Origin of the sequence: Pantoea sp. VS1 (assembly GCF_002207995.1) — a bacterium.
In the GTDB taxonomy this organism is placed as follows: Bacteria; Pseudomonadota; Gammaproteobacteria; order Enterobacterales; family Enterobacteriaceae; genus Pantoea; species Pantoea dispersa.
On the sequence record NZ_NHZE01000004.1, the window covers coordinates 175,866 to 195,475 of the forward strand.

At 58.6% G+C, this 19,610-nt stretch carries 17 protein-coding genes; 10 read left to right on the top strand and 7 right to left on the bottom strand.

Annotated elements, in window-relative coordinates:
- Nucleotides 1–131 precede the first annotated feature (131 nt).
- The 7 genes from manA (at nucleotide 132) to CBW22_RS01470 (ending at nucleotide 7,011) form a co-directional block, all read left to right on the top strand.
- On the top strand, nucleotides 132–1,307 hold the full coding sequence (gene manA / locus CBW22_RS01440; protein ID WP_088515836.1) for a mannose-6-phosphate isomerase: 1,176 nt from the start codon (nucleotides 132–134) through the stop codon (nucleotides 1,305–1,307).
- 128 nt (nucleotides 1,308–1,435) lie between these two features.
- A complete protein-coding gene (locus CBW22_RS01445; RefSeq protein WP_021506164.1) occupies nucleotides 1,436–2,935 on the top strand; it encodes a YdgA family protein in 1,500 nt (499 codons plus the stop codon).
- Between the two features lie 133 nt (nucleotides 2,936–3,068).
- Nucleotides 3,069–3,632: a fasciclin domain-containing protein gene (locus CBW22_RS01450; RefSeq protein WP_031279149.1), complete on the top strand. Its 564-nt coding sequence runs from the start codon at nucleotides 3,069–3,071 to the stop codon at nucleotides 3,630–3,632.
- A gap of 43 nt (nucleotides 3,633–3,675) precedes the next feature.
- Entirely contained in the window at nucleotides 3,676–4,230 is a 555-nt protein-coding gene (locus CBW22_RS01455) for a sigma-70 family RNA polymerase sigma factor (protein WP_088515837.1), read from the top strand.
- Nucleotides 4,227–4,874 (top strand): anti-sigma factor, encoded by a 648-nt coding sequence (locus CBW22_RS01460; protein ID WP_058758468.1) that lies wholly within the window; start codon nucleotides 4,227–4,229, stop codon nucleotides 4,872–4,874. Before CBW22_RS01455 ends, CBW22_RS01460 begins: the two co-directional genes overlap by 4 nt.
- Before the next feature lie 392 nt (nucleotides 4,875–5,266).
- Nucleotides 5,267–6,721 carry a methyl-accepting chemotaxis protein gene (locus CBW22_RS01465; protein ID WP_254919457.1) on the top strand — a complete coding sequence of 485 codons (1,455 nt, stop codon included), beginning with the start codon at nucleotides 5,267–5,269 and terminating at the stop codon, nucleotides 6,719–6,721.
- A gap of 53 nt (nucleotides 6,722–6,774) precedes the next feature.
- Nucleotides 6,775–7,011 carry a hypothetical protein gene (locus CBW22_RS01470; protein ID WP_021506169.1) on the top strand — a complete coding sequence of 79 codons (237 nt, stop codon included), beginning with the start codon at nucleotides 6,775–6,777 and terminating at the stop codon, nucleotides 7,009–7,011.
- Between the two features lie 80 nt (nucleotides 7,012–7,091).
- Here CBW22_RS01470 and CBW22_RS01475 read toward each other — a convergent pair whose 3' ends face one another.
- Both CBW22_RS01475 and malI read right to left on the bottom strand, forming a co-directional pair.
- Entirely contained in the window at nucleotides 7,092–8,282 is a 1,191-nt protein-coding gene (locus CBW22_RS01475; RefSeq protein WP_088515838.1) for a glycosyltransferase, read from the bottom strand.
- Nucleotides 8,283–8,684: 402 nt separating this feature from the next.
- Nucleotides 8,685–9,710, bottom strand: coding sequence for a Mal regulon transcriptional regulator MalI (gene malI / locus CBW22_RS01480; RefSeq protein ID WP_088515902.1), 1,026 nt, complete (start codon nucleotides 9,708–9,710; stop codon nucleotides 8,685–8,687).
- A gap of 177 nt (nucleotides 9,711–9,887) precedes the next feature.
- Between malI and malX the strand changes: the two genes are divergently transcribed.
- The 3 genes from malX to add all read left to right on the top strand — a co-directional run bounded on the left by malX (nucleotide 9,888) and on the right by add (nucleotide 13,769).
- Complete coding sequence (gene malX, locus CBW22_RS01485) at nucleotides 9,888–11,474, top strand: maltose/glucose-specific PTS transporter subunit IIBC (RefSeq protein WP_088515839.1); 1,587 nt, start codon at nucleotides 9,888–9,890, stop codon at nucleotides 11,472–11,474.
- 2 nt (nucleotides 11,475–11,476) lie between these two features.
- Nucleotides 11,477–12,652, top strand: coding sequence for a MalY/PatB family protein (locus CBW22_RS01490; protein WP_088515840.1), 1,176 nt, complete (start codon nucleotides 11,477–11,479; stop codon nucleotides 12,650–12,652).
- Nucleotides 12,653–12,770: 118 nt separating this feature from the next.
- Nucleotides 12,771–13,769: an adenosine deaminase gene (gene add, locus CBW22_RS01495; protein WP_088515841.1), complete on the top strand. Its 999-nt coding sequence runs from the start codon at nucleotides 12,771–12,773 to the stop codon at nucleotides 13,767–13,769.
- A 62-nt stretch (nucleotides 13,770–13,831) separates the two neighbouring features.
- Here add and CBW22_RS01500 read toward each other — a convergent pair whose 3' ends face one another.
- The 5 genes from CBW22_RS01500 to CBW22_RS01520 form a co-directional block, all read right to left on the bottom strand.
- A complete protein-coding gene (locus CBW22_RS01500) occupies nucleotides 13,832–14,872 on the bottom strand; it encodes an oxidoreductase (RefSeq protein ID WP_058780626.1) in 1,041 nt (346 codons plus the stop codon).
- A 77-nt stretch (nucleotides 14,873–14,949) separates the two neighbouring features.
- Nucleotides 14,950–15,867, bottom strand: a complete 918-nt coding sequence (araC, locus tag CBW22_RS01505) for an arabinose operon transcriptional regulator AraC (RefSeq protein WP_021506176.1) — start codon at nucleotides 15,865–15,867, stop codon at nucleotides 14,950–14,952.
- A 57-nt stretch (nucleotides 15,868–15,924) separates the two neighbouring features.
- Nucleotides 15,925–16,911: an L-arabinose ABC transporter permease AraH gene (gene araH / locus CBW22_RS01510; RefSeq protein ID WP_021506177.1), complete on the bottom strand. Its 987-nt coding sequence runs from the start codon at nucleotides 16,909–16,911 to the stop codon at nucleotides 15,925–15,927.
- Nucleotides 16,912–16,928: 17 nt separating this feature from the next.
- Complete coding sequence (gene araG, locus CBW22_RS01515) at nucleotides 16,929–18,449, bottom strand: L-arabinose ABC transporter ATP-binding protein AraG (RefSeq protein ID WP_088515842.1); 1,521 nt, start codon at nucleotides 18,447–18,449, stop codon at nucleotides 16,929–16,931.
- A gap of 173 nt (nucleotides 18,450–18,622) precedes the next feature.
- Nucleotides 18,623–19,606 (bottom strand): arabinose ABC transporter substrate-binding protein, encoded by a 984-nt coding sequence (locus tag CBW22_RS01520; RefSeq protein WP_021506179.1) that lies wholly within the window; start codon nucleotides 19,604–19,606, stop codon nucleotides 18,623–18,625.
- Between the last annotated feature and the right edge of the window lie 4 nt (nucleotides 19,607–19,610).

The window sequence follows — 19,610 nt, forward strand, 5'->3', positions numbered from 1 at the left end:
CGAGCAAGATTGTCACATACAAGAAATTAACATTATGCGAGCCCATCGCGTTTATTGCACTTGTTCGTGTATTTTCTATGGCACTTTCTGCTTTAATACGCTTATTTACTTACCGTTATTAAGGGTAAACGATGCAAAAATTGAACAATTCGCTGCAAAATTATGCATGGGGCAGCAAAACCGCGCTGACCGAACTCTACGGCATCGAAAACCCGCAGGGATTGCCGATGGCGGAATTATGGATGGGCGCGCACCCCAAAAGCCCCTCCACCGTGGACGTGGACGGCGTGGCGCGCTCGCTGCGTGACGTGATCAACGACGATCCGCTCGCGGCGCTGGGCGCAGCGGTAGCGCAGCGTTTCGGTGAGCTGCCGTTTCTGTTTAAAGTGCTGTGCGCCGATCAGCCGTTATCGATTCAGGTGCATCCCAGTAAAACTGCCGCTGAAGCCGGTTTCGCGCGTGAAAACGCGGCGGGCATTCCGCTCAGCGCCGCCGAGCGCAACTATAAAGATGCTAACCACAAGCCCGAACTGGTGTATGCCCTGACGCCGTTCCAGGCGATGAACGGCTTTCGCGAACTGCCTGAGATTGTCTCGCTGCTGGAGCCGGTCGCGGGCGCGCATCCGCAGATCGCCCATTTCCTTGAAAACGCCAGCGAAGCCGCGCTGGCTAAACTGTTCGCTACCCTGCTGTCGCTGAAAGACGAGAGCAAAACTCGCGCGCTCGGCGTGCTGAAATCCGCGCTGAACGCGCGCGAAGGCGAACCGTGGCAGACCATCAAAACCATCGCCAGCGACTATCCGGACGATAATGGCCTGTTCTCACCGCTGCTGCTGAATGTCATCACCCTGCAACCGGGTGAGGCGATGTTCCTGTTCGCCGAAACGCCGCATGCCTATCTGAAAGGCGTGGCGCTGGAAGTGATGGCCAATTCGGATAACGTGCTGCGCGCCGGCCTGACGCCGAAATTCATTGATATCCCGGAACTGCTGGCCAACCTGAAGTTCGAGGCCAAACCGGCGGCGACGCTGCTCACACAGCCGCAGACGCAGGGCGACAGCCTCAACTTCCCGATTCCGGTAGAGGATTTTGCCTTCGCCATCCATACGCTTTCGGCCACGCCGCAAACGCTGGCACAGCACAGTGCCGCCCTGCTGTTCTGCATCGAAGGCCAGGCGGTGATTGAAAAGGCCGGGCAGCAGCTGGTACTGCAACCGGGCGAATCCTGCTTTATCGCAGCCAGTGAGTCGCCGGTGAGCGCGGCGGGGACCGGGCGTCTGGCGCGGGTGTACAACGCGCTGACGTGAGGCGGCTGACGCCTGCAGCATTAACTGCTATTATTTCAAACTATTAATTAAAAACGCCTGCGGGCGTTTTTCTTCACCCGTCGCGCGGCCCAACGGTATGCGCACGCAAGGATAAGGACGACTCAGCGATGAAAAAGACCAAGGTTGCCGTAGGTGTGATTGTGGCGCTCGGCGTAATCTGGACTGGCGCAGCGTGGTTTACCGGTAAACAGCTGGAAAGCCACATGGATGAGATGCTGCAAAATGCCAACAGCCAGATCAACGCGTACGCGCCGAATAGCCGTCTGACGCTCAGCTATCAGGATTACCAGCGTGGCGTATTCAGCAGCAAAACCAAACTGGTGATTCAGGCCAGTTCGCAGACCGAAGACAATCCGCTGCTGAAGCCGGGTCAAAGCATCGTGCTCAACGAAACCATCGACCACGGTCCTTTCCCGTTTGCTCAGCTGAAGCGCGGCAACCTGATCCCCAGCATGGCCTCGGTGCACACCGAACTGGAAAACACCGATGCAGTGAAGAAACTGTTTGAACTGACTCAGGGCAAATCGCTGGTTAATGCCGATACCCGCGTTGGTTACAGCGGCGCGACCGATACCGCGCTACACCTGCTGCCGGTGGATTACAGCAATGCGCAGACCGGTGATCGCCTCGCCACTAACGGCGGCACGCTCAACGTCAGCGCGGACAGCAAAGGCGACAAAGTGAGTCTGCAGGGCGACTTCTCGAGCATCGCCGTCACCAGCAAAAACCAGCTGCAGCAGCCGGTGCTGTTTACCCTTAACGGTCTGAAGCTGGGCGGTGACACCCACCTGAGTCCGGAAGGCGTGCGCGTCGGCGACCAGACCATCACGCTGGATAAGCTCGACGCCAGCATCAACGGTCAGGAAGGCCTGACGCTGGAGAAGCTGGACGGGAAGTCCTCGTTCGACAACAAAGACGGTAAGATTGGCGGCCAGATTGATTATCAGGTCGACAATATCAGCCTGCAAAAACAGCCGTTCGGCGAAGCCAAACTGGCGATGAAATTTGCGCAGTTTGATGCTCAGGCGGTGAAAACCTTCTCTGACCAGTACAATGCGCAGATGCAGGATCTGCTGAACCAGCCTGGCGTGGTGGACGATCCTATCCGCTACCAGGCCAGCGTGCAGACCATTTTGAGAAATAACCTGCCGACCCTGCTGAAAGGTTCGCCGACCGTAAGCGTGGCGCCGCTGAGCTGGAAAAATGACAAAGGCGAGAGCACGTTCAACCTTAACGTCGGTTTTAACGATCCGGCGACCGTCACCGGTGAACCGCAGAGTCTGGGTGCCGCTGTGGATCGCGTGCTGAAAACGCTCGACGGCAAGCTGAGCATCAATATGCCGATGGCGACCGAAGTGATGCGTCACGTCGGGCTGGCGGAAGGTTATCAGGGTGATGATGCGCAGAAGCTGGCCGATCAGCAGGTGAAAGGTCTGGCGGCGATGGGCCAGATGTTCCGTCTGACGCAGCAGCAGGACGATAACATCACCACCAGCCTGCAATACGCTAACGGTCAGGTCACCATGAATGGCGACAAAATGACGCTGGAGCAGTTCCTGTCGCGCTACATGTTAGGCGCGCCAACCAGCGAAGGCATGCCAGAGTAATCCCCGCGGCAGCCCGCTCCGGGCTGCCGTTTTCCCCCGGCAAAAAAATTTCACCCTTTTCTGCATCCGTTCAGCCGCACCGCACGTATATCCCTTTGTGAGCACCCTTCTGCTCCTTCAATGAGGATATATGATGAAAAAGTTAATCAGTTATGCCGTCCTGTCTGCCGCCCTGCTGGGCGCGAACGCTGCGATGGCGGCCATGCACGCCGATTCGGTGATGGTAGGCGGCGCGGCAATGTATCCACAAAAAAACATTATTGAAAATGCCCTGAACTCGAAGGATCACACTACGCTGGTCGCTGCCGTTAAAGCCGCGGGTCTGGTCGATACCTTACAGGGCAAAGGCCCGTTTACGGTGTTTGCGCCGACTAACGCCGCCTTTGCCAAACTGCCTGCCGGCACCGTTGATGCACTACTTAAACCAGAAAACAAAGCCAAACTCACCAGCGTGCTGACCTACCATGTGGTCGCCGGTAAATATGATATGAAAGCGCTGGAGCAAAAAATTAAACAGGGTGGCGGTAAAGCCGAATTGAAAACGGTGAATGGTCAGCCGCTGTGGATTATGAGCAACGGGCCACATAATATTCAGCTGAAAGATGGTCAGGGTAATGTGGCCAATATCAGCACTTATGATGTAAACCAGAAAAATGGCGTCATTGACGTTATTGATACCGTCTTAATGCCTGAATAACTGTCTATACTCGGTAAGGTTAAACAAACCGGCCAGGAGTATTATGGACGCCTCTCAGGCTGAGCAACAAATAGCCTTAATACAGGCGGTCGCGAAGCGCGATCGCCTGGCTTTTGAACAGCTGTACCGGCTGACTTCTCCGTATCTGTTTGCGGTAGCGCTGCGCATGTTACGCCAGCGGGCGTGGGCGGAAGAGGTTCTGCACGAATGCTACATCACGGTCTGGCACAACGCCGCGTCATTTAATAGCGCGCTCAGTTCTCCCCTGACCTGGATGACGCACATTGTACGCAACCGCTGCATTGACTGGCTGCGCAGCGGCTATGCCAGACAATTCCATGCCGATGAAGCCTGGCTCGACGATTTAAGCAGCACGCCGGGTGACGTCAGTCTGGATGAGCAGCACGATCGCCAGGTTGCCCGCCTGCACCACTGTCTGCAGCATTTGAGCAGTGAACAGCGCCAGTCGATCGCGCTGGCCTATTATCAGGGCTTATCACATAGCGACATTGCCGGGTGGCTGCAGCAGCCGGTCGGCTCGGTTAAAAGCTGGATTCGACGTGGCCTGGACCATCTGCGGGAGTGTGTAGGACGATGAGTGACAAAGTGCAGCGGGATGACGCCCTGGCGGCGGAGTACGCCCTCGGCACGCTGCGCGGCAGCGCGCGATTGCGCTTTCAGCGCAGACTGCAGGCCGAGCCGGCGCTGGCGGCGCAGGTCGCCCGCTGGCAGACGCTGCTGGCGGGTCTCGACCAGGTTCAGCCGCCCGTCACGCCGCCGGAAACGCTGTGGAAAAAAATTGCCCTTTCCCTGCCGCCCGACAAGCGCGTCGCGCCCGCACGCCGGACGCTACCGTGGCTGGCTGCCGCCTGCGTTGCGCTGGGCTTCGCGCTGTCGGCTTACTGGCTGCGCGAGCCGGTGATGACACCGCTGGCGGTGCTGACCGATGCGCAACACAGTCAGCAATGGGTGGTGAGCGCCAGCCGCCGGCAGGACGTGATTAGTCTGGCGCCGCTGCAGGTCAGCGCGGTCAGGGCGGATCAGAGTCTGGAACTGTGGCTGATTCCGCCTGGCCGGGCGCCCGTTTCACTCGGTCTGGTCACCGGCAGTGCGCCGCAGCAGTATCCGATTGAGAAACAGCAGTCGCTGGTTAAGGCGACGCTGGCGATTAGTCTCGAGCCGCACGGCGGTTCGCCAACCGGACGTCCAACGGGTCCGGTGCTTTACAGTGTGAATTTATAATCGGTGATGGTCACGGGTGAAATTAGCGTTAACGCGGCAGCGTTTATTATTTGTTGACGCCCAGCGTGTTGCAGGCGGAGTGCTGTTAATCATTACGGCGTGACTTAAGCTAAATTAACCGGCACTGAACGCTCAATTTCAGCAAACGGCAAAAACAATGAATGTTTATTTATCCGCCGGCGAGCCTGACTGCCGCGGCCCGGCGAAATAACCCTTTTATAAATTAATCTGGCGTGTCTTCGGGAAAGAAATATTTTATCGACGATTCATTTTCTTTTTCAGAATTCCCTGCCATGCTTAAAACGCTAAACCATAGTACGCGATATTATCGCGAACAATAAATAATAACGCTCGACACCATTGTGTCTTAAACGACACCGGGGAAACTCACCATGCAATTTCTTAAAAACTTCACCATTCGCCGGGTTGTGCAGTGCATCCTGGTCGCGGCGCTGCTGATTGTGGCGCTGGCCGGGATCTATGGCAGCACGGTGCTGCGCGACATGCATCAGCGCGAACTGCATAACGCTACCCTGACCAGCCAGCTGCTGTTTCTCAATCGCGCCAGTTTAGTGATGGCATCGGGAACCACGGCGGCAAAAGCGGCCGTAGCGGCCGATGCGCCGGTCGATAGCGACTGGGCGCCGCTGCGTACCGCCCTCACCGCATCGCCGGCTGACTTTGCGGTGCCTGCGGCTGAGCGCCTGCAGTTGCTGCAGCGCGACATCGCAGCGAATAACCATGCCGACCAGTCCGATCGCCAGCGTCTGCAAATGGCCTTTGGCATTGCTGCACTGCTGATGCTCGCGCTGCTGCTGTTCTGTGACCGGTTTCTGGTCACGCATCTGGTACGGCCGCTGGGGGCGCTGCGGGAACATTTCCGCGGCATTGCCGCTGGCGATCTTACGCGGGAACCGCAGGATTTTGGCCGCAACTGTGTGGGTCAGCTGATTCCGCTGGTCAGGCTGATGCAGCAGAGCCTGCTGACCACGGTGCGCGCCGTGCATGACAACACCGACGTGCTGCGCAAGGAGTCTGCGGATATCGCCAGCGGCAATGCCGATCTGTCCGATCGCACCACGCGCCAGGCGGCTGCGCTCGAGCAGACCTCGGCCAGCATGGAGCAGCTCAGCGCCACCGTAGAGAAAAATGCCCACAGCGCGGGCGAAGCGCGCGAGCTGGCTGAGGATGCGGCGCGCACCACGCGCGACGGCGAAGCGCTGGTCAAAAGCGTGTCAGCGATGATGGCCGATATCGCCGCCGAGGCCGATAAAATCCGTCAGTTCACCGCCACGGTTAACAGCATCGCATTTCAGACCAATATTCTGGCACTGAACGCGGCTGTTGAAGCCGCTCGCGCCGGTGAGCAGGGACGCGGCTTTGCCGTGGTGGCAGCTGAAGTGCGCACGCTGGCACAACGCAGCGCCAGCGCCGCGAAGGAGATCGAAGGGCTGATTAATGGCACCGTGACGCGCGTTGGTGAGGGCGCGCAGACCGCGCAGCGCGCCGGCGCCATCATGGACAGCGCCACGCAAAGCGTTTCCGCCGTTACGTCGCTGATTGGCCAGATTGCGCTGGCGTCAGACGAACAGAGCAAAGGCATTGCCCAGGTTACGCTGGCCGTGACCGATCTGGATCGCGTCACCCAGCAGAATGCCGCTCTGGTGAAAGAGATCGCCACCTCGGCCGGCAGCCTGAATGGCCGTACCGGAACGCTGGCTGCGGTGATCAGTCATTTTAACTTTTCTGACAGCCCGCAGCACAGCGCGCTGCTGGCCGGTCAGCGCCCCGTTTCAGCCATTGACAGCTTCGCGGCAGAAAAGCTTGCCGTCTCTGACCCGGCATAGCTCGCAGCCGATAACCATACCGCCAGGGACAGGCCACAGAAAGAGAAGAACTTATGAGCCATCAATCATTGCAGCACATCGTTCCGGTTCAGACTGATGTGCGTGACTTACGCATCGCCACGGGCATGACCCAACTGCACGCGGCTGAACGCTTCGACCTTAGCCTGCGGGTCTGGCAGATGAAGGAGTCCGCAGCAAAACCGTCGCCGCTCAGTCAGGGAGAATATGAGTTTTTGCTGCTGCTGGCAGGAAAACATCCCTATTTTAGTCTGACGGCCAGAGCCCGCTAATGCCGTGCGCGCTGGCCGTCGCGTCAGCGCCACCGGCGATAACCGGGGATCCGCTTCCTCCACCCGGCGTGATTCATGGGTCAAATCTCTTTAGCGCTGACGCCCGGGGCACGATTCACCTGTGCTGTCTGCTGATAAAAGGCGTCGAGACGGGCGCGAAAGCGCGCCGGATCGTGCTGGTCTTTAATTCTTTGCAGCGCCCGCGCCGAGCGGGTGCTGATCGCCTCGCGCTGCGCCATTATCTGCGTGATGATCTGTTTGAGCTGCGCAATAATCCTGTCCCTGATCGCCAGTTTCTCCTGCGCTGAACCAATGGCGATTTCAAACATATCATTCAGCGGACAATCAATAAGCCAGCCGGCCGAAGCCGGGTTTATTTCCGGCAGTGCCCGCACATTAGTGGTAATGACCGGACAGCCGCACGCCTGCATTTCCAGCACTGAAAAGCCGTAGGTATCCTGCCAGGTCGGTAATAATCCCACATCGGTCTGTTCGAGCATTTTCATCAGCCGATCATTTTGCAAAAATGTTTCATGCCTGAAGATTGCCTGCTGATTAATCAGGTATTCAATCCGCTGATGAAATTGTGCGTCATCCTGCTGCGCGCCGTGCGCGATATTATAGCGATGCTTCAGGTTGCCCGTTAAATTCACCTGCACGCTGTCGGGGTGAATGATGCCTTCTGCCAGCAACTCGCTAAAGGCCAGCACCACTTCCGCCCCACCTTTACGATAAAACTCATTGCCGACAAAGCTGAACGTCAGCTTCGCCTGATTCACCGGCCTGACCCGATCACAGATAATTGCCTGCGGCGGATGCAGCGTATGCAGTTTAGGCAAAATGGCTGCAGCCTGCTGCGGAAACGCCTGTAACAGCTTGATTTGAATCTTTTTCGTTGCGTCGGAAATGGCCAGCAGCGCCGTACACTGCGGTGCCGCGATCAGTTTGAGTTGTTTCTGCAATTGTGGATTATGCAGTTTGGCCATGCCCGGCACCGGCAGCACGCGCGGAATTTCGGTTTCAAATGTCGCCATCCAGCGTTTTTTTGTGCAGGCCACTTCATTAAAAAGATGGATGATTTGCGCATCGTCCGGCACCGAGAACGGTAGCGGCGCGAAAATAAACAACTTATTGGCTTTGCGGATTTTCTGCCTGACGGCGTTACGATAAAACCAGATATTTTTATATTTCAGATTGAGATAATGGTGTGAATCGTTGACGATGATATTTCTCTTTTCCGGATAACCTTTCCCATTTACGATTATTTTCATACGTGCCCCGGCACAGGAAAAATAAGCATAGCTGGCAGTATATTCCTCGCCAGTCACAAATCCAGCGAGCAAGTAAACCCGCGCTAAACAATAAGAAAATACACATTTTGTGACAGGTAATAACATCAGCCAGCCTGAATAAAATACAGGCGCGGCCGGTAAAGAATATTAATCAATACAAAATTCGCGGAATTCAGAAAAATGGCTAACGCGTTGATTTTCATTTAACGCTGGCCATATTATGACAGTTTCGTGTCAATATTTGATGCTAAAGCTTAATCTTTATTTTCTGCTGGCCCGCAATGCATAAGCAGAACGATGATCACAGGCCGGCTGACAACCGGTAAGCAGCGGTAACAGAAACGTGGCGAATAATGACCTGACGCCGGGCGGGCGACAGGCTTAGCGGCCCTGCACCAGCTGCGGCGGCACGATTAACGTCTGCACATCGGCCTGTGGCTGCGCCAGGCGCTGTAATATGCGTTCTGCCGCGCGCCGCCCGACGATGCGCGCTTCACTGCTGACAAACGTCAATGCCGGATCGTTCAGCTCAGGCTGCGGATCGTCGTTGAAGCCGACCAGCGCCAGCTGCTGGGTGTAGTAACTGTCCACGGCATCTTCCCCGAGGGTGCGGCCGCTGCGCAGCGCGCCGAAATAGCAGCCGAGCGTGGTGCTGGCATTGTGGGCCAGGATAGCAGTAATACGCGGATGCTGATGCAGCAGCGCCTGCGTCAGCGCGGAGACGCTCTGCTGGCGATCGTCACATTCGATAATCCAGTCCGGGCGAAACGGCAAACCGTACTGCAGCAGCGTGGCGCAATAGCCGCCGATACGTTCGGCGCGCGTCAGTGACGAACCCAGACCGCCCACCCAGGCAATGCGCTGATGTCCCTGTTTGATCAGATACTCGGTGGCCATCCGCGCCGCCTGGCTGTTATCCGGACGCAGCGAATCGACTTTCTCCAGACTGCTGGCGCGCGCGGCGCAGATCAGCGCAATATTTTGCTCCTGCGCCTGCAGCCGCAGCGATTCCGCCTGCGCCACCGCGCCGCCCAGCACAATGCCATCGGCACCCTGCGCCGCCAGCGAATCAAAACAGCGCTGCAGATGCTGGCCGTGCTGGCCACTCTGCGTCAGCACCAGCACTTTGCCCTGCTGCTCCAGCACCTCACTCAGTCCCGCCGTCATTGCCGCATAAAAGGGCTGGCTGAGATCGCGCACGATCAGGCCAATCACCCCGCTTTCACCGCCGCGCAGCATGGAGGCCGAGCGGTTACGCACATAGCCGAGTTGCTCAATCGCCTGATTCACCCGCGTGGCGGTGGCGGGTGAAATGCGCCCTTTGCCGGACAGCACCAGCGATACCGTGCTGACCGATACGCCAGCGGCCTGCGCGACATCATGGATGGTGATTTTCTGCTGGGACATAGTGTGACGCTTTTCGTTGCCGGAAAATTCAAAGAGGTAAAACGTTACACTGATTCGCATAAAAATAAAGCCTGATGCTCGTCAGGCTTTGTGATTATCACCACAAAAAGCCGTGATAAAACGTTTTATCATCCCCCACCACTTTACCCGCTTGTTACTTTTTAGCCAGGAGAGACTATGCCTCACAGCCAACCCAAAATGTCGCTCTGGGAATTTTTCCAGAGCCTGGGGAAAACCTTCATGCTACCCGTGGCGCTGCTGTCGTTTTGCGGCATCATGCTAGGGATCGGCAGTTCACTCAGCAGCCATGATGTGCTGACGCTGATTCCGCTGCTCGACCAGCCGTTCCTGCAATACCTGTTTATCTGGATGGCGAAAATCGGCTCCTTTGCCTTTAGCTATTTGCCGGTGATGTTTGCCATCGCCATTCCGCTGGGCATGGCGCGGGAAAACAAAGGCGTGGCAGCGTTTGCCGGCTTCGTCGGCTTTGCGGTGCTCAATCTCAGCGTTAACTTCTGGCTGAACATCAATGGGATCCTGCCGACTACCGATGCGGCGGTGCTGAAAGCCAATAACGTGCAGAACATTCTCGGCATTCAGTCCATCGACACCGGTATTCTCGGCGCGGTGATTGTCGGCATTGTGGTGTTCTGGCTGCACGAGCGTTTTCACAATATTCGCCTGCCGGATGCGCTGGCATTCTTCGGCGGCACGCGCTTTGTGCCGATTATCACCACCGTGGTGATGGGCCTGCTGGGGCTGGTAGTACCGCTGATCTGGCCTTTTTTTGCGCGCGCGATCACCGGTCTTGGCTGGATGATCAACAGCGCGGGCGAATTCGGCCCGATGATCTTCGGCACCGGTGAACGTCTGCTGCTGCCGTTTGGCCTGCAGCATATTCTGGTGGCGATTATTCGCTTTACCGATGCCGGTGGCACCATGGAGGTGTGTGGTCACAGCGTCAGCGGCGCGCTGACCATCTTCCAGGCGCAGCTGGCGTGTCCGGAAACTCACGGCTTCGCGGAAAGCGCCACCCGCTTCCTGTCGCAGGGTAAAATGCCGGCATTCCTTGGCGGCCTGCCAGGGGCAGCGCTGGCGATTTATCACTGCGCGCGCCCGGAAAACCGTCACAAAATTAAAGGCCTGCTGATTTCGGGCGTGGTTGCCTGCGTGGTCGGCGGCACCACCGAACCGATCGAATTCCTGTTCCTGTTTGTCGCACCGGTACTGTATCTGATCCACGCGCTGCTGACCGGTCTCGGCTTCACCGTGATGGCAATGCTTGGCGTGACCATCGGTAATACCGACGGTAACGTGATCGACTTCTTAGTGTTTGGCGTGCTGCACGGCCTTTCGACCAAATGGTACTGGGTGCCGGTGATTGCCGCCGTGTGGTTTGTGGGTTACTACGCCATCTTCCGTTTCGCCATCACCCGCTTCAACATCAAAACACCGGGCCGCGAAGCAGAAACCAGCCGCGTTGAGCAGCAGGTCAGCCGCGCCGGCGTGGGCAAATCCGGCTACAACACGCCAGCGATTCTCGCGGCGCTGGGTGGCGTTGACAACATCACCTCGCTGGATAACTGTCTGACGCGCCTGCGCCTGTCGGTGGCCGACATGAGCAAGGTCGACGATGCCGCGCTGAAAGCCAACGGCGCCATCGGCGTGGTGCACCTCAACCAGACCAATCTGCAGGTAGTCATTGGCCCGCAGGTGCAGTCGGTTAAAGATGAAATGGCCCATCTGATGAGCGCGACGGTGTAAACATGCATGCGTTTAATTTTGATCGGGTAGTGGATCGCCACGGCAGCTGGTGCACGCAGTGGGACTTTGTCGCCGACCGCTTTGGCGTGCCAGATCTGCTGCCTTTCACCATCTCGGACATGGATTTCGCCACCGCTCCCTGCATCATTGACGCGTTGCAGCAGCGGCTGAATCACGGCGTGCTGGGCTACAGCCGCTGGCAGCACGAGGATTTCCTCTCCGCCCTGCAGCACTGGATGCGCAGCCGCTTTGCCAGCGAGGTCGCGGCAGAGTCGCTGGTGTACGGCCCGTCGGTGATTTATATGGTGGCGCAGCTGCTGCGCCACTGGACGCAGGCGGAGGATGAAGTGCTGATTCACACGCCCGCCTATGATGCGTTTTACCAGACAATCATCGGGAATCAGCGCAGGGTGCTGGAGTTACCGTTGCAGCGCGCTGGCGACACATGGCGCTGTGATATGGCTGAGCTGGAAACCCTGCTGGCGCGGCCGCGCTGTAAGGTGATGTTATTGTGCAGCCCGCACAATCCCACCGGCAAAGTGTGGCAGCGCGCAGAGCTGCAGCAGATGGCGGCACTGTGTGAACGGCATGGCGTGAGCGTGATCAGCGATGAAATCCATATGGATATGGTGCTGAGCGAGGCGCGCCACACGCCGTGGTGCGAGGTGGCACAAGGCCGCTGGGCGCTGTTTACCTCGGCCTCGAAGAGCTTCAATATTCCGGCGCTGACCGGTGCCTGGGGCATTATTCCGGACGCGGACGATCGCCGGGCGTGGTTTCACGCGCTGAAGCAGCAGGACGGGCTGTCGTCACCGGCGGTGATGGCGCTGGCTGCCACTATTGCCGCCTACCGTCACGGCGCCCCCTGGCTCGACGCGCTGCGCGATTATCTGCGTGCCAATATGCAGCACATTGCGCAACGGCTCAACGCGGCGTTTGCTGGGCTCAACTGGCAACCGCCGCAGGCCACTTATCTGGCATGGATTGACACCGCGCCGCTGGCGATTGATGACGTCGCGCTGCAGCAGCGGCTGATCCAGCAGCATAAGGTGGCGATTATGCCAGGCAGCACTTACGGCAGCGCCAGCCGCAGCTATCTGCGTCTCAACGCTGGCTGCCCGCGCAGCAAGCTGGATGACGGGCTGGACCGGCTGATTGCCGCACTGCAATCGTTCTGAACCACAGCGGATGCTGATTAATTCAGCATCCGCTGCCCGCTTTGCGCAAATCACTGGCGCGGTTGCGCAAGATGTTTTTATAATGGTCTGCACTTTACGTTAATTCAGCGAGTGCGACATGATTGATGCGAAACTTCCCCTCACCGACCTTCACCGCCACCTCGATGGCAATATCCGCGCCCAGACCATCCTTGATTTAGGTCGTCAGTTCAATCTTGCGCTGCCCGCCGATACGCTGGATACGCTGCGTCCACACGTGCAGGTGACCGCCAACCAGCCGGACCTGGTGAGCTTCCTGCAGAAGCTTGACTGGGGCGTCAAAGTGCTGGGCGATCTCGACGCCTGCCGCCGCATTGCGCTGGAAAACGTCGCTGACGCCGCGCAGGCCGGTATCCATTATGCTGAGCTGCGCTTCTCACCGGGCTACATGGCGATGAACCATCAGCTGCCGATCGCTGGCGTGGTGGAAGCGGTGATTGATGGTGTGCGCGCGGGCGTGCAGCAGTACGGCGTTGATGTGAAGCTGATTGGCATCATGAGCCGCACCTTCGGCGAAGAAGCCTGCCTGCGCGAGCTGGAAGGTCTGCTGGCGCACCGCGACGGCATCACCGCCGTCGATCTGGCCGGCGATGAACTGGGCTTCCCGGGCAGCGAGTTCCTCAGCCACTTCAACCGCGCCCGCGATGCCGGATTCCGCATCACCGTACATGCCGGTGAAGCCGCCGGACCGGAGAGCATCTGGCAGGCGATCCGCGAGCTGGGCGCTGAGCGCATCGGTCACGGTGTCAAAGCAATTGAAGACCGCGCGCTGATGGATTTCCTCGCCGAACAGCGCATTGGCGTTGAATCCTGCCTGACGTCGAACATTCAGACCAGCACCGTGGCCTCGCTGGCCAGCCATCCGCTGAAGGCGTTCCTGCAGCATGGCATTCTGGCAACCATCAACACTGACGACCCGGCGGTACAGGGCATTGAGCTGGCGCATGAATATGAGGTCGCTGCGCCACAGGCGGGCCTGAGCGCCACCGAGATCCGTCAGGCGCAGGAAAATGGTATTGCCATCGCCTTTTTAACCGAGGCGGAGAAAGCCGCGCTGCGCCAGCGCGTTGCAGCCTGAGCCATAAAAAAGGAGCGCAGATTGCGCTCCTTGTTGATCGGCTGGCGATAACGCCGTCCGGTTTACTTCAGTGACAGGGTCTGGCGTTTCTCCGCCGACTGCAGGCCAAGCTCAATCAGCTCCATCACCTGAATCGCCTCTTCCGCTGTAACCGGGTTGGCACCGTTACCGGCAATGGCGTCGCGGATCGCCGCATAATAGGCCGGATAGTTGCCCGGCAGAGTCAGCAGCTCTTTCTCCACCATCACTTCGCCCTCGGCCAGCGTCAGCGTGCCGTTGCGCATATCGTAGCCCCACTCTTCACGCGGCGGACGTTCACCGGCTTTCAGACGGTCCTCCTGCGGATCGAGCCCATACTTAACGTAGCTGCCGCGCGTGCCGTGCACCACAAAACGCGCCGATTCCGCCGCTACCAGCATGCTGGCGTGCAGCACCACGCGCCGGGTGGGATAAGTCAGCACCGCGTGGAAGTAATCGGTGGTTTGCGCGCCGGGACGCAGTTCAGCCATGTCGACGTTGATCGCCACCGGCGGTCCAAACAGCTGCAACGCCTGGTCCAGCACGTGCGGTCCAAGATCGAACCAGATTCCGCTGCCCGGGCCTTTCATTTCGCGCCAGCGCTGACGCACTTCCGGACGGAAACGGTCAAAGTGCGACTCCAGATAGCGCACCTCGCCCAGCGTGCCGTCGTTCAGCAGCGTTTTCAGCGTCAGGAAATCGCTGTCCCAGCGGCGGTTATGGAACACCGACAGCAGCAGCCCTTTGGCTTTGGCCAGCTGATCGAGCTCACGTGCCTGTGACAGTGTCACGGTAAACGGTTTATCGACCACCACATGCTTGCCGGCATTGAGTGCCGCTTTGGCGAGCGGGAAATGGGTGTCGTTCGGGGTAGGAATTACAATCAGGTGCAGCGTCGGGTCATCCAGCAGCGCCTGAGGATCGGCCACCACCTGCACCGACGGCCAGTCAGCGTGCACTTTACTGGCATCGCTGCTGGAGATCGCCGCCAGCTCAACGTCTGGCGTACCGGCGATCAGCGGCGCATGGAAGGTTTTGCTGGCAAATCCGTAGCCGATCAGGCCGACACGTAGTTTATCGCTCATTCTCATTCCTCTTGTTCGTGACCTGACTGATTTAAGACGAATCAGTCAGTAAGAACAAGGCGGAATCACCTGAAAGCTCAGGAGATCGCACTCCGTGCCGGTTGCCAGCTCTCCTGGGCCACCAGCGCGTCGTGCGCATCCTGACTGCGGCGGCGGAAATCGCTCGGACTGACGCCCACCCGCTTGCGGAACACGCGCGAAAAGTAGAGCTGGTCGTCGTAGCCGACCTCGCGCCCCACCGAGGCGATCGGTTCCTGAGTGGTTTGCAGCAGCAGCTTGGCGCGGATCACCCGCTGATCTTCGCGCCAGCGCAGCAGGTTGATTCCCATCTGCTCGCGGAACAGGTGGGCCAGACGCGACGGCGACAGACAGACGTGGCGCGCCACTTCCTCGATTTTCACCTCGCTGGCCAGATGATTGGTGACGTACTGGCAGGCTTCAATCACACGCGGATCGCGAATTTGCTGATGGCTGCGCGGATCCTCTTCCACCGCACGCAGCAGCAGGCGTTCCAGCAGATTCATCGCCAGCTCCTCGGCAAAGCGACGTCCGGAGTTGTGCGTCTGTTCGATGCTGGCAAACAGGCGGTCAAATTCGGCGCGCAGCGCATCCGGCAGCCGCAGCCGGCCAACGCCCTGGTTCTGATCCTGCCACTGCAGCCAGTCGGTCCAGTAGGCGCGCGGACGGAAATAGACCCAGCGATGGTGCCAGCACGGACTGTCCGGCGCACGGCCATAGTAGTGCGGCGTTTTCGGCTGAAACAGCAGCAGGTCGCCCGGCTCGCAGTCAAACGCTGACGCCCCGTCAAACACCCGTCCCTGACCTTTAATGGTCAGATTGAGGATGTAACCTTTCATGCCGTGCGGGCGATCGATAAAAAAATCGAGCTGATCGCCGGCGTTGATCGGCGTCAGGCCGGCCACCAGCCAGGCGTTAAACGGATAGCCCGGCAGTAACGGATTTTGCTGTTCACTCGGCGCTTCGCGGTGGTACATATGGATCTCCCGGTTCGCGTGACGTTGGGGCGCAGCGTTGCGGCTGCGCCCGCGGGATCAGGCGGTTCTGCTTTTTTGTTTGTAGCGGTCAAAGATCACCGCCGCTAACAGTATCAAACCGCGCACCACATACTGTGAGAATGGCGAGATATTCAATAAATTCATCGCATTCTCGACGGTACCCAGAATCAACACCCCGGCGACCACGTAGGAGATCTTGCCAATACCGCCCTTCAGCGACACGCCCCCCAGCACGCAGGCGGAGATAACGATCAGCTCATAACCGAGCGAGGTCATCGGCTGACCACTGGTCATGCGCGAAGCCAGGATAATGCCGGCTGCCGCTGACACCAGCCCGGAAAGGATAAAGATGATGATGCGCGTGCGCACCACCGGCACCCCGGCCAGCCGCGCCGCTTCCTCGTTGCCACCAATCGCCAGCGTGTTGCGGCCAAAGGTGGTTTTGTTCAGCAGGAAACCGAACACGATCATGGTGGCGATGGTCAGCCAGATCGGTGCCGGCACGCCCAGCCAGTTGGCGTAGCCGAGGGTGAAAAAGCGCTCATCCTCAATCCCCACCGCTTTACCGTCGGAGAAGATATAGGCCAGGCCGCGCACAATCTGCATGGTCGCCAGCGTGGTGATCAGCGCGTTAATTTTGAGACGCGCAATCACGAAGCCGTTAACGAAGCCGGTGGCCATACCGAGCAGCAGGCCGGCGGCGACGCCGATCCACAGGCTTTCGGTCATGTTGATCACCACGGCGGTGACGACGCCAGCGCAGGCAATCACCGACGCCACCGACAGGTCGAAATCGCCGGAGGCGAGGCAGAACAGCATGCCGCACGCCACCATGCCGGACATCGACATCGCCAGGCCCAGCCCTTTCATGTTGATAAAGGTGCCAAAATTAGGCACGAAGATGGCGCAGACGATAAACAGCAGCGCAAACACCACCAGCATGCCGAAGTTGTCCCAGATGCGCCCGAGCTGCAGGCCACTGCGCTGCACCGGTGGCGTATTGGACGTGGTAGATGAAGCCATTTTTACTCTCCTTTACCTCAGGCCACGGCGGCCGCTTGAGTGGTTTTCGGCATGGCCAGGCTCAGCGTCAGCTGCTCCGTGGCGGCGTCGTGGGGCAGTTCACCGGCAATCTCACCTTCGCGCATCACCACGATGCGGTCGGCCAGTCCCATCACTTCGGGCAGATCGCTGGAGGCAAACAGCACCGCGATCCCTTTGTTCGCCAGCTGATAAATCAGGTTGTAGATTTCATGTTTGGCGCCGACATCAATGCCGCGCGTCGGTTCGTCGAGCAGGATCACGTTCATCTCCTCCGACAGCCAGCGGCCCAGAATTGCCTTCTGCTGGTTGCCACCGGACAGATTCATGATCAGCTGATGCGCGCCCGGCGTTTTGATGTTCAGCGAGCGAATGTGGTGGTCCGCATTTTTCGCTTCCCAGCCCGGCTTGATCAGACAGCCGGCATTCAGGTTGTGGCGGCGCGCGCTGATATTGATGTTTTCGCGCACCGAGTGCACCGGAATGATACCTTCGGCTTTGCGATCTTCCGGGCACAGCATGATACCGGCGCGGATGGCATCAATCGGTTCGCGGATGTTGAGCTGCTTACCGTCCAGCGTGACCGTGCCTGCGCGCAGCCGGGTGGCACCAAACAGCCCTTTCATCAGTTCGCTGCGGCCGGCACCGACCAGTCCAAACAGACCGACAATTTCTCCGGCTCGCACCGTCAGCGATATCGGCATCCGCACGCCTTTCGCTTCCACCTTGTCCAGCTGCAGACGCACGGGGCCCAGCTCACGTGGCGCGTAGCCATAGATATCTCCGAGATTGCGTCCGACCATCGCCTCCACCAGATCGTCATGGTGGGTATTGGCCATATCCGTGAAGGTGCGCACGTAGCGCCCATCCTTAAACACGGTGATGGCATCGCTCAGCGCGAAAATTTCTTCCATGCGATGCGACACGTACAGCACCACCCGGCCCTGCTCGCGCAGCTGGCGAATCACGCGGAACAGATGCTCAATTTCGCGCGCCGACAGCGAACTGGTCGGTTCATCAAAGGCGATGATGCGCGCGTTGCGCGCCAGCGCTTTGGCGATTTCGACCATCTGCCACTGACCGAGCGACAGGTATTTCAGCGGCATGTCGGGGTCGATATCCATGCCAAGATTTTTCAGCTGCAGACCGGCTTCGTAGCGCAGCAGCTTGCGGTTAACCAGCCCGCGCTTGTGCGGCAGGTGGCCAAGATAGATGTTCTCCGCCACGCTCATTTCCGGTACCAGATGCAGCTCCTGGTAAATGATCGCCACGCCGGCATCCAGCGCATCAACAGTATTGCTGAAGCTTTTCGCTGTGCCTTTGATGCGGATTTCGCCGCCGCTGGGCTGATAGCTGCCGCTGAGGATTTTCAGTAGCGTGGATTTGCCCGCGCCGTTTTCTCCCATCAGCGCGTGCACTTCCCCGGCGCGGCACTGAAAAGAGATATCCTGCAGCGCTTTCACGCCAGGGAAGGTTTTGCTGATGCCATGAAATGACAGAAATGCTGGATCCGTGTTCATGGGAACTCCTGAGCCTCTATATTTCGCACCGTAGCGGCGTTGGCTGCGCACATTACCCCGGTCACTGACCTCAGTAAGCTCCCGGGGATAAACGTGTTTGCCGCCTTGCTACAGCACGAACTATGCCGGCTGCCTGTTAATTAACATCACATTGAGGACGGCTTAAAACCGACTTACATCAGCCCTTTCTTCGCCAGCTCGGTTTTGAAATTGTCGCGGGTGATCAGCACCACGTCGGTCACTTCGGTGAATTTCGCTGGCTCCTGCCCTTTGGTCACCCAGTTGTAGAGCATTTCGCTGCTCTTATAGCCGTGCACGTCCGGGCTCGGCAGCAGTGAACCGTAGAAGCCGGTTGGCGCGCCTTTTGACAGCTCGCTTACCGCATCCACGCCGTTGATGCCGATGCCGATCACGTCCGGTGCCTTGAAGCCCTGGCCTTCGGTGGCGCGCACGCCGCCCAGCACGGTGTTGTCGTTCATGCCGACAATCAGCCAGTGCTTCACTTCCGGATGCTGCACCAGCAGCGAGTTACCGGCGTCAAACGCGCCCGGGATATCGTTAGATTTGGTCGGCACCTGATAAATCTGCTTCTCCGGGAAGCCGGCGGCTTTCAGCGCGGCCATCGAACCACCGGTGCGGCGGCGCGCGGTATCCAGTTCGTTAGCGGTAATCGCCATCACGGCGGTTTGCTTCACATCCCAGCCGCGTTTCTGCATCTCTTTGTACAGCTCCTGGCCCTGACGCTCGCCGATTTTGGTCGCCGCCATCATCACCAGCGGTACGGTATCCATCGGCTTGCCTTTGGCGGTGACAAACTGGTCATCCACGGCAATCACTTTCAGGTCATAGCTGCGTGCTTTGGCGACGATGGCCGAGCCCAGCTTGGGATCCGGGGTACAGATGACAAAGCCTTTGGCGCCGCTCGCCGCCAGGCTATCGATAGCGTTCAGGGTTTTTTCACCGTCCGGCACGGCAATTTTGATCACTTCAAAGCCGAGATCTTTGCCGGCCTTATCGGCGAATTTCCACTCGGTCTGGAACCAGGGTTCCTCCGGCTGTTTGACGAGAAAACCGAGCTTCATGGTCTCGGCGATAGCGGATTGTGACATAAGCGCGGCGAGGCCTGCGGCCGCCAGTGCTTTAGTGAATTTATGCATGATG

Bases quoted from the DNA above. Each gene is read 5' to 3' on its own strand.
- CBW22_RS01500 (WP_058780626.1), bottom strand. From the start codon at position 14,872: ATGAGCGATAAACTACGTGTCGGCCTGATCGGCTACGGATTTGCCAGC.
- CBW22_RS01445 (WP_021506164.1), top strand. From the start codon at position 1,436: ATGAAAAAGACCAAGGTTGCCGTAGGTGTGATTGTGGCGCTCGGCGTA.
- malX (WP_088515839.1), top strand. From the start codon at position 9,888: ATGCCTCACAGCCAACCCAAAATGTCGCTCTGGGAATTTTTCCAGAGC.
- CBW22_RS01465 (WP_254919457.1), top strand. From the start codon at position 5,267: ATGCAATTTCTTAAAAACTTCACCATTCGCCGGGTTGTGCAGTGCATC.
- manA (WP_088515836.1), top strand. From the start codon at position 132: ATGCAAAAATTGAACAATTCGCTGCAAAATTATGCATGGGGCAGCAAA.
- CBW22_RS01450 (WP_031279149.1), top strand. From the start codon at position 3,069: ATGAAAAAGTTAATCAGTTATGCCGTCCTGTCTGCCGCCCTGCTGGGC.
- CBW22_RS01455 (WP_088515837.1), top strand. From the start codon at position 3,676: ATGGACGCCTCTCAGGCTGAGCAACAAATAGCCTTAATACAGGCGGTC.
- CBW22_RS01475 (WP_088515838.1), bottom strand. From the start codon at position 8,282: ATGAAAATAATCGTAAATGGGAAAGGTTATCCGGAAAAGAGAAATATC.
- CBW22_RS01520 (WP_021506179.1), bottom strand. From the start codon at position 19,606: ATGCATAAATTCACTAAAGCACTGGCGGCCGCAGGCCTCGCCGCGCTT.
- araH (WP_021506177.1), bottom strand. From the start codon at position 16,911: ATGGCTTCATCTACCACGTCCAATACGCCACCGGTGCAGCGCAGTGGC.
- CBW22_RS01470 (WP_021506169.1), top strand. From the start codon at position 6,775: ATGAGCCATCAATCATTGCAGCACATCGTTCCGGTTCAGACTGATGTG.
- araG (WP_088515842.1), bottom strand. From the start codon at position 18,449: ATGAACACGGATCCAGCATTTCTGTCATTTCATGGCATCAGCAAAACC.
- araC (WP_021506176.1), bottom strand. From the start codon at position 15,867: ATGTACCACCGCGAAGCGCCGAGTGAACAGCAAAATCCGTTACTGCCG.
- add (WP_088515841.1), top strand. From the start codon at position 12,771: ATGATTGATGCGAAACTTCCCCTCACCGACCTTCACCGCCACCTCGAT.
- CBW22_RS01460 (WP_058758468.1), top strand. From the start codon at position 4,227: ATGAGTGACAAAGTGCAGCGGGATGACGCCCTGGCGGCGGAGTACGCC.
- malI (WP_088515902.1), bottom strand. From the start codon at position 9,710: ATGTCCCAGCAGAAAATCACCATCCATGATGTCGCGCAGGCCGCTGGC.
- CBW22_RS01490 (WP_088515840.1), top strand. From the start codon at position 11,477: ATGCATGCGTTTAATTTTGATCGGGTAGTGGATCGCCACGGCAGCTGG.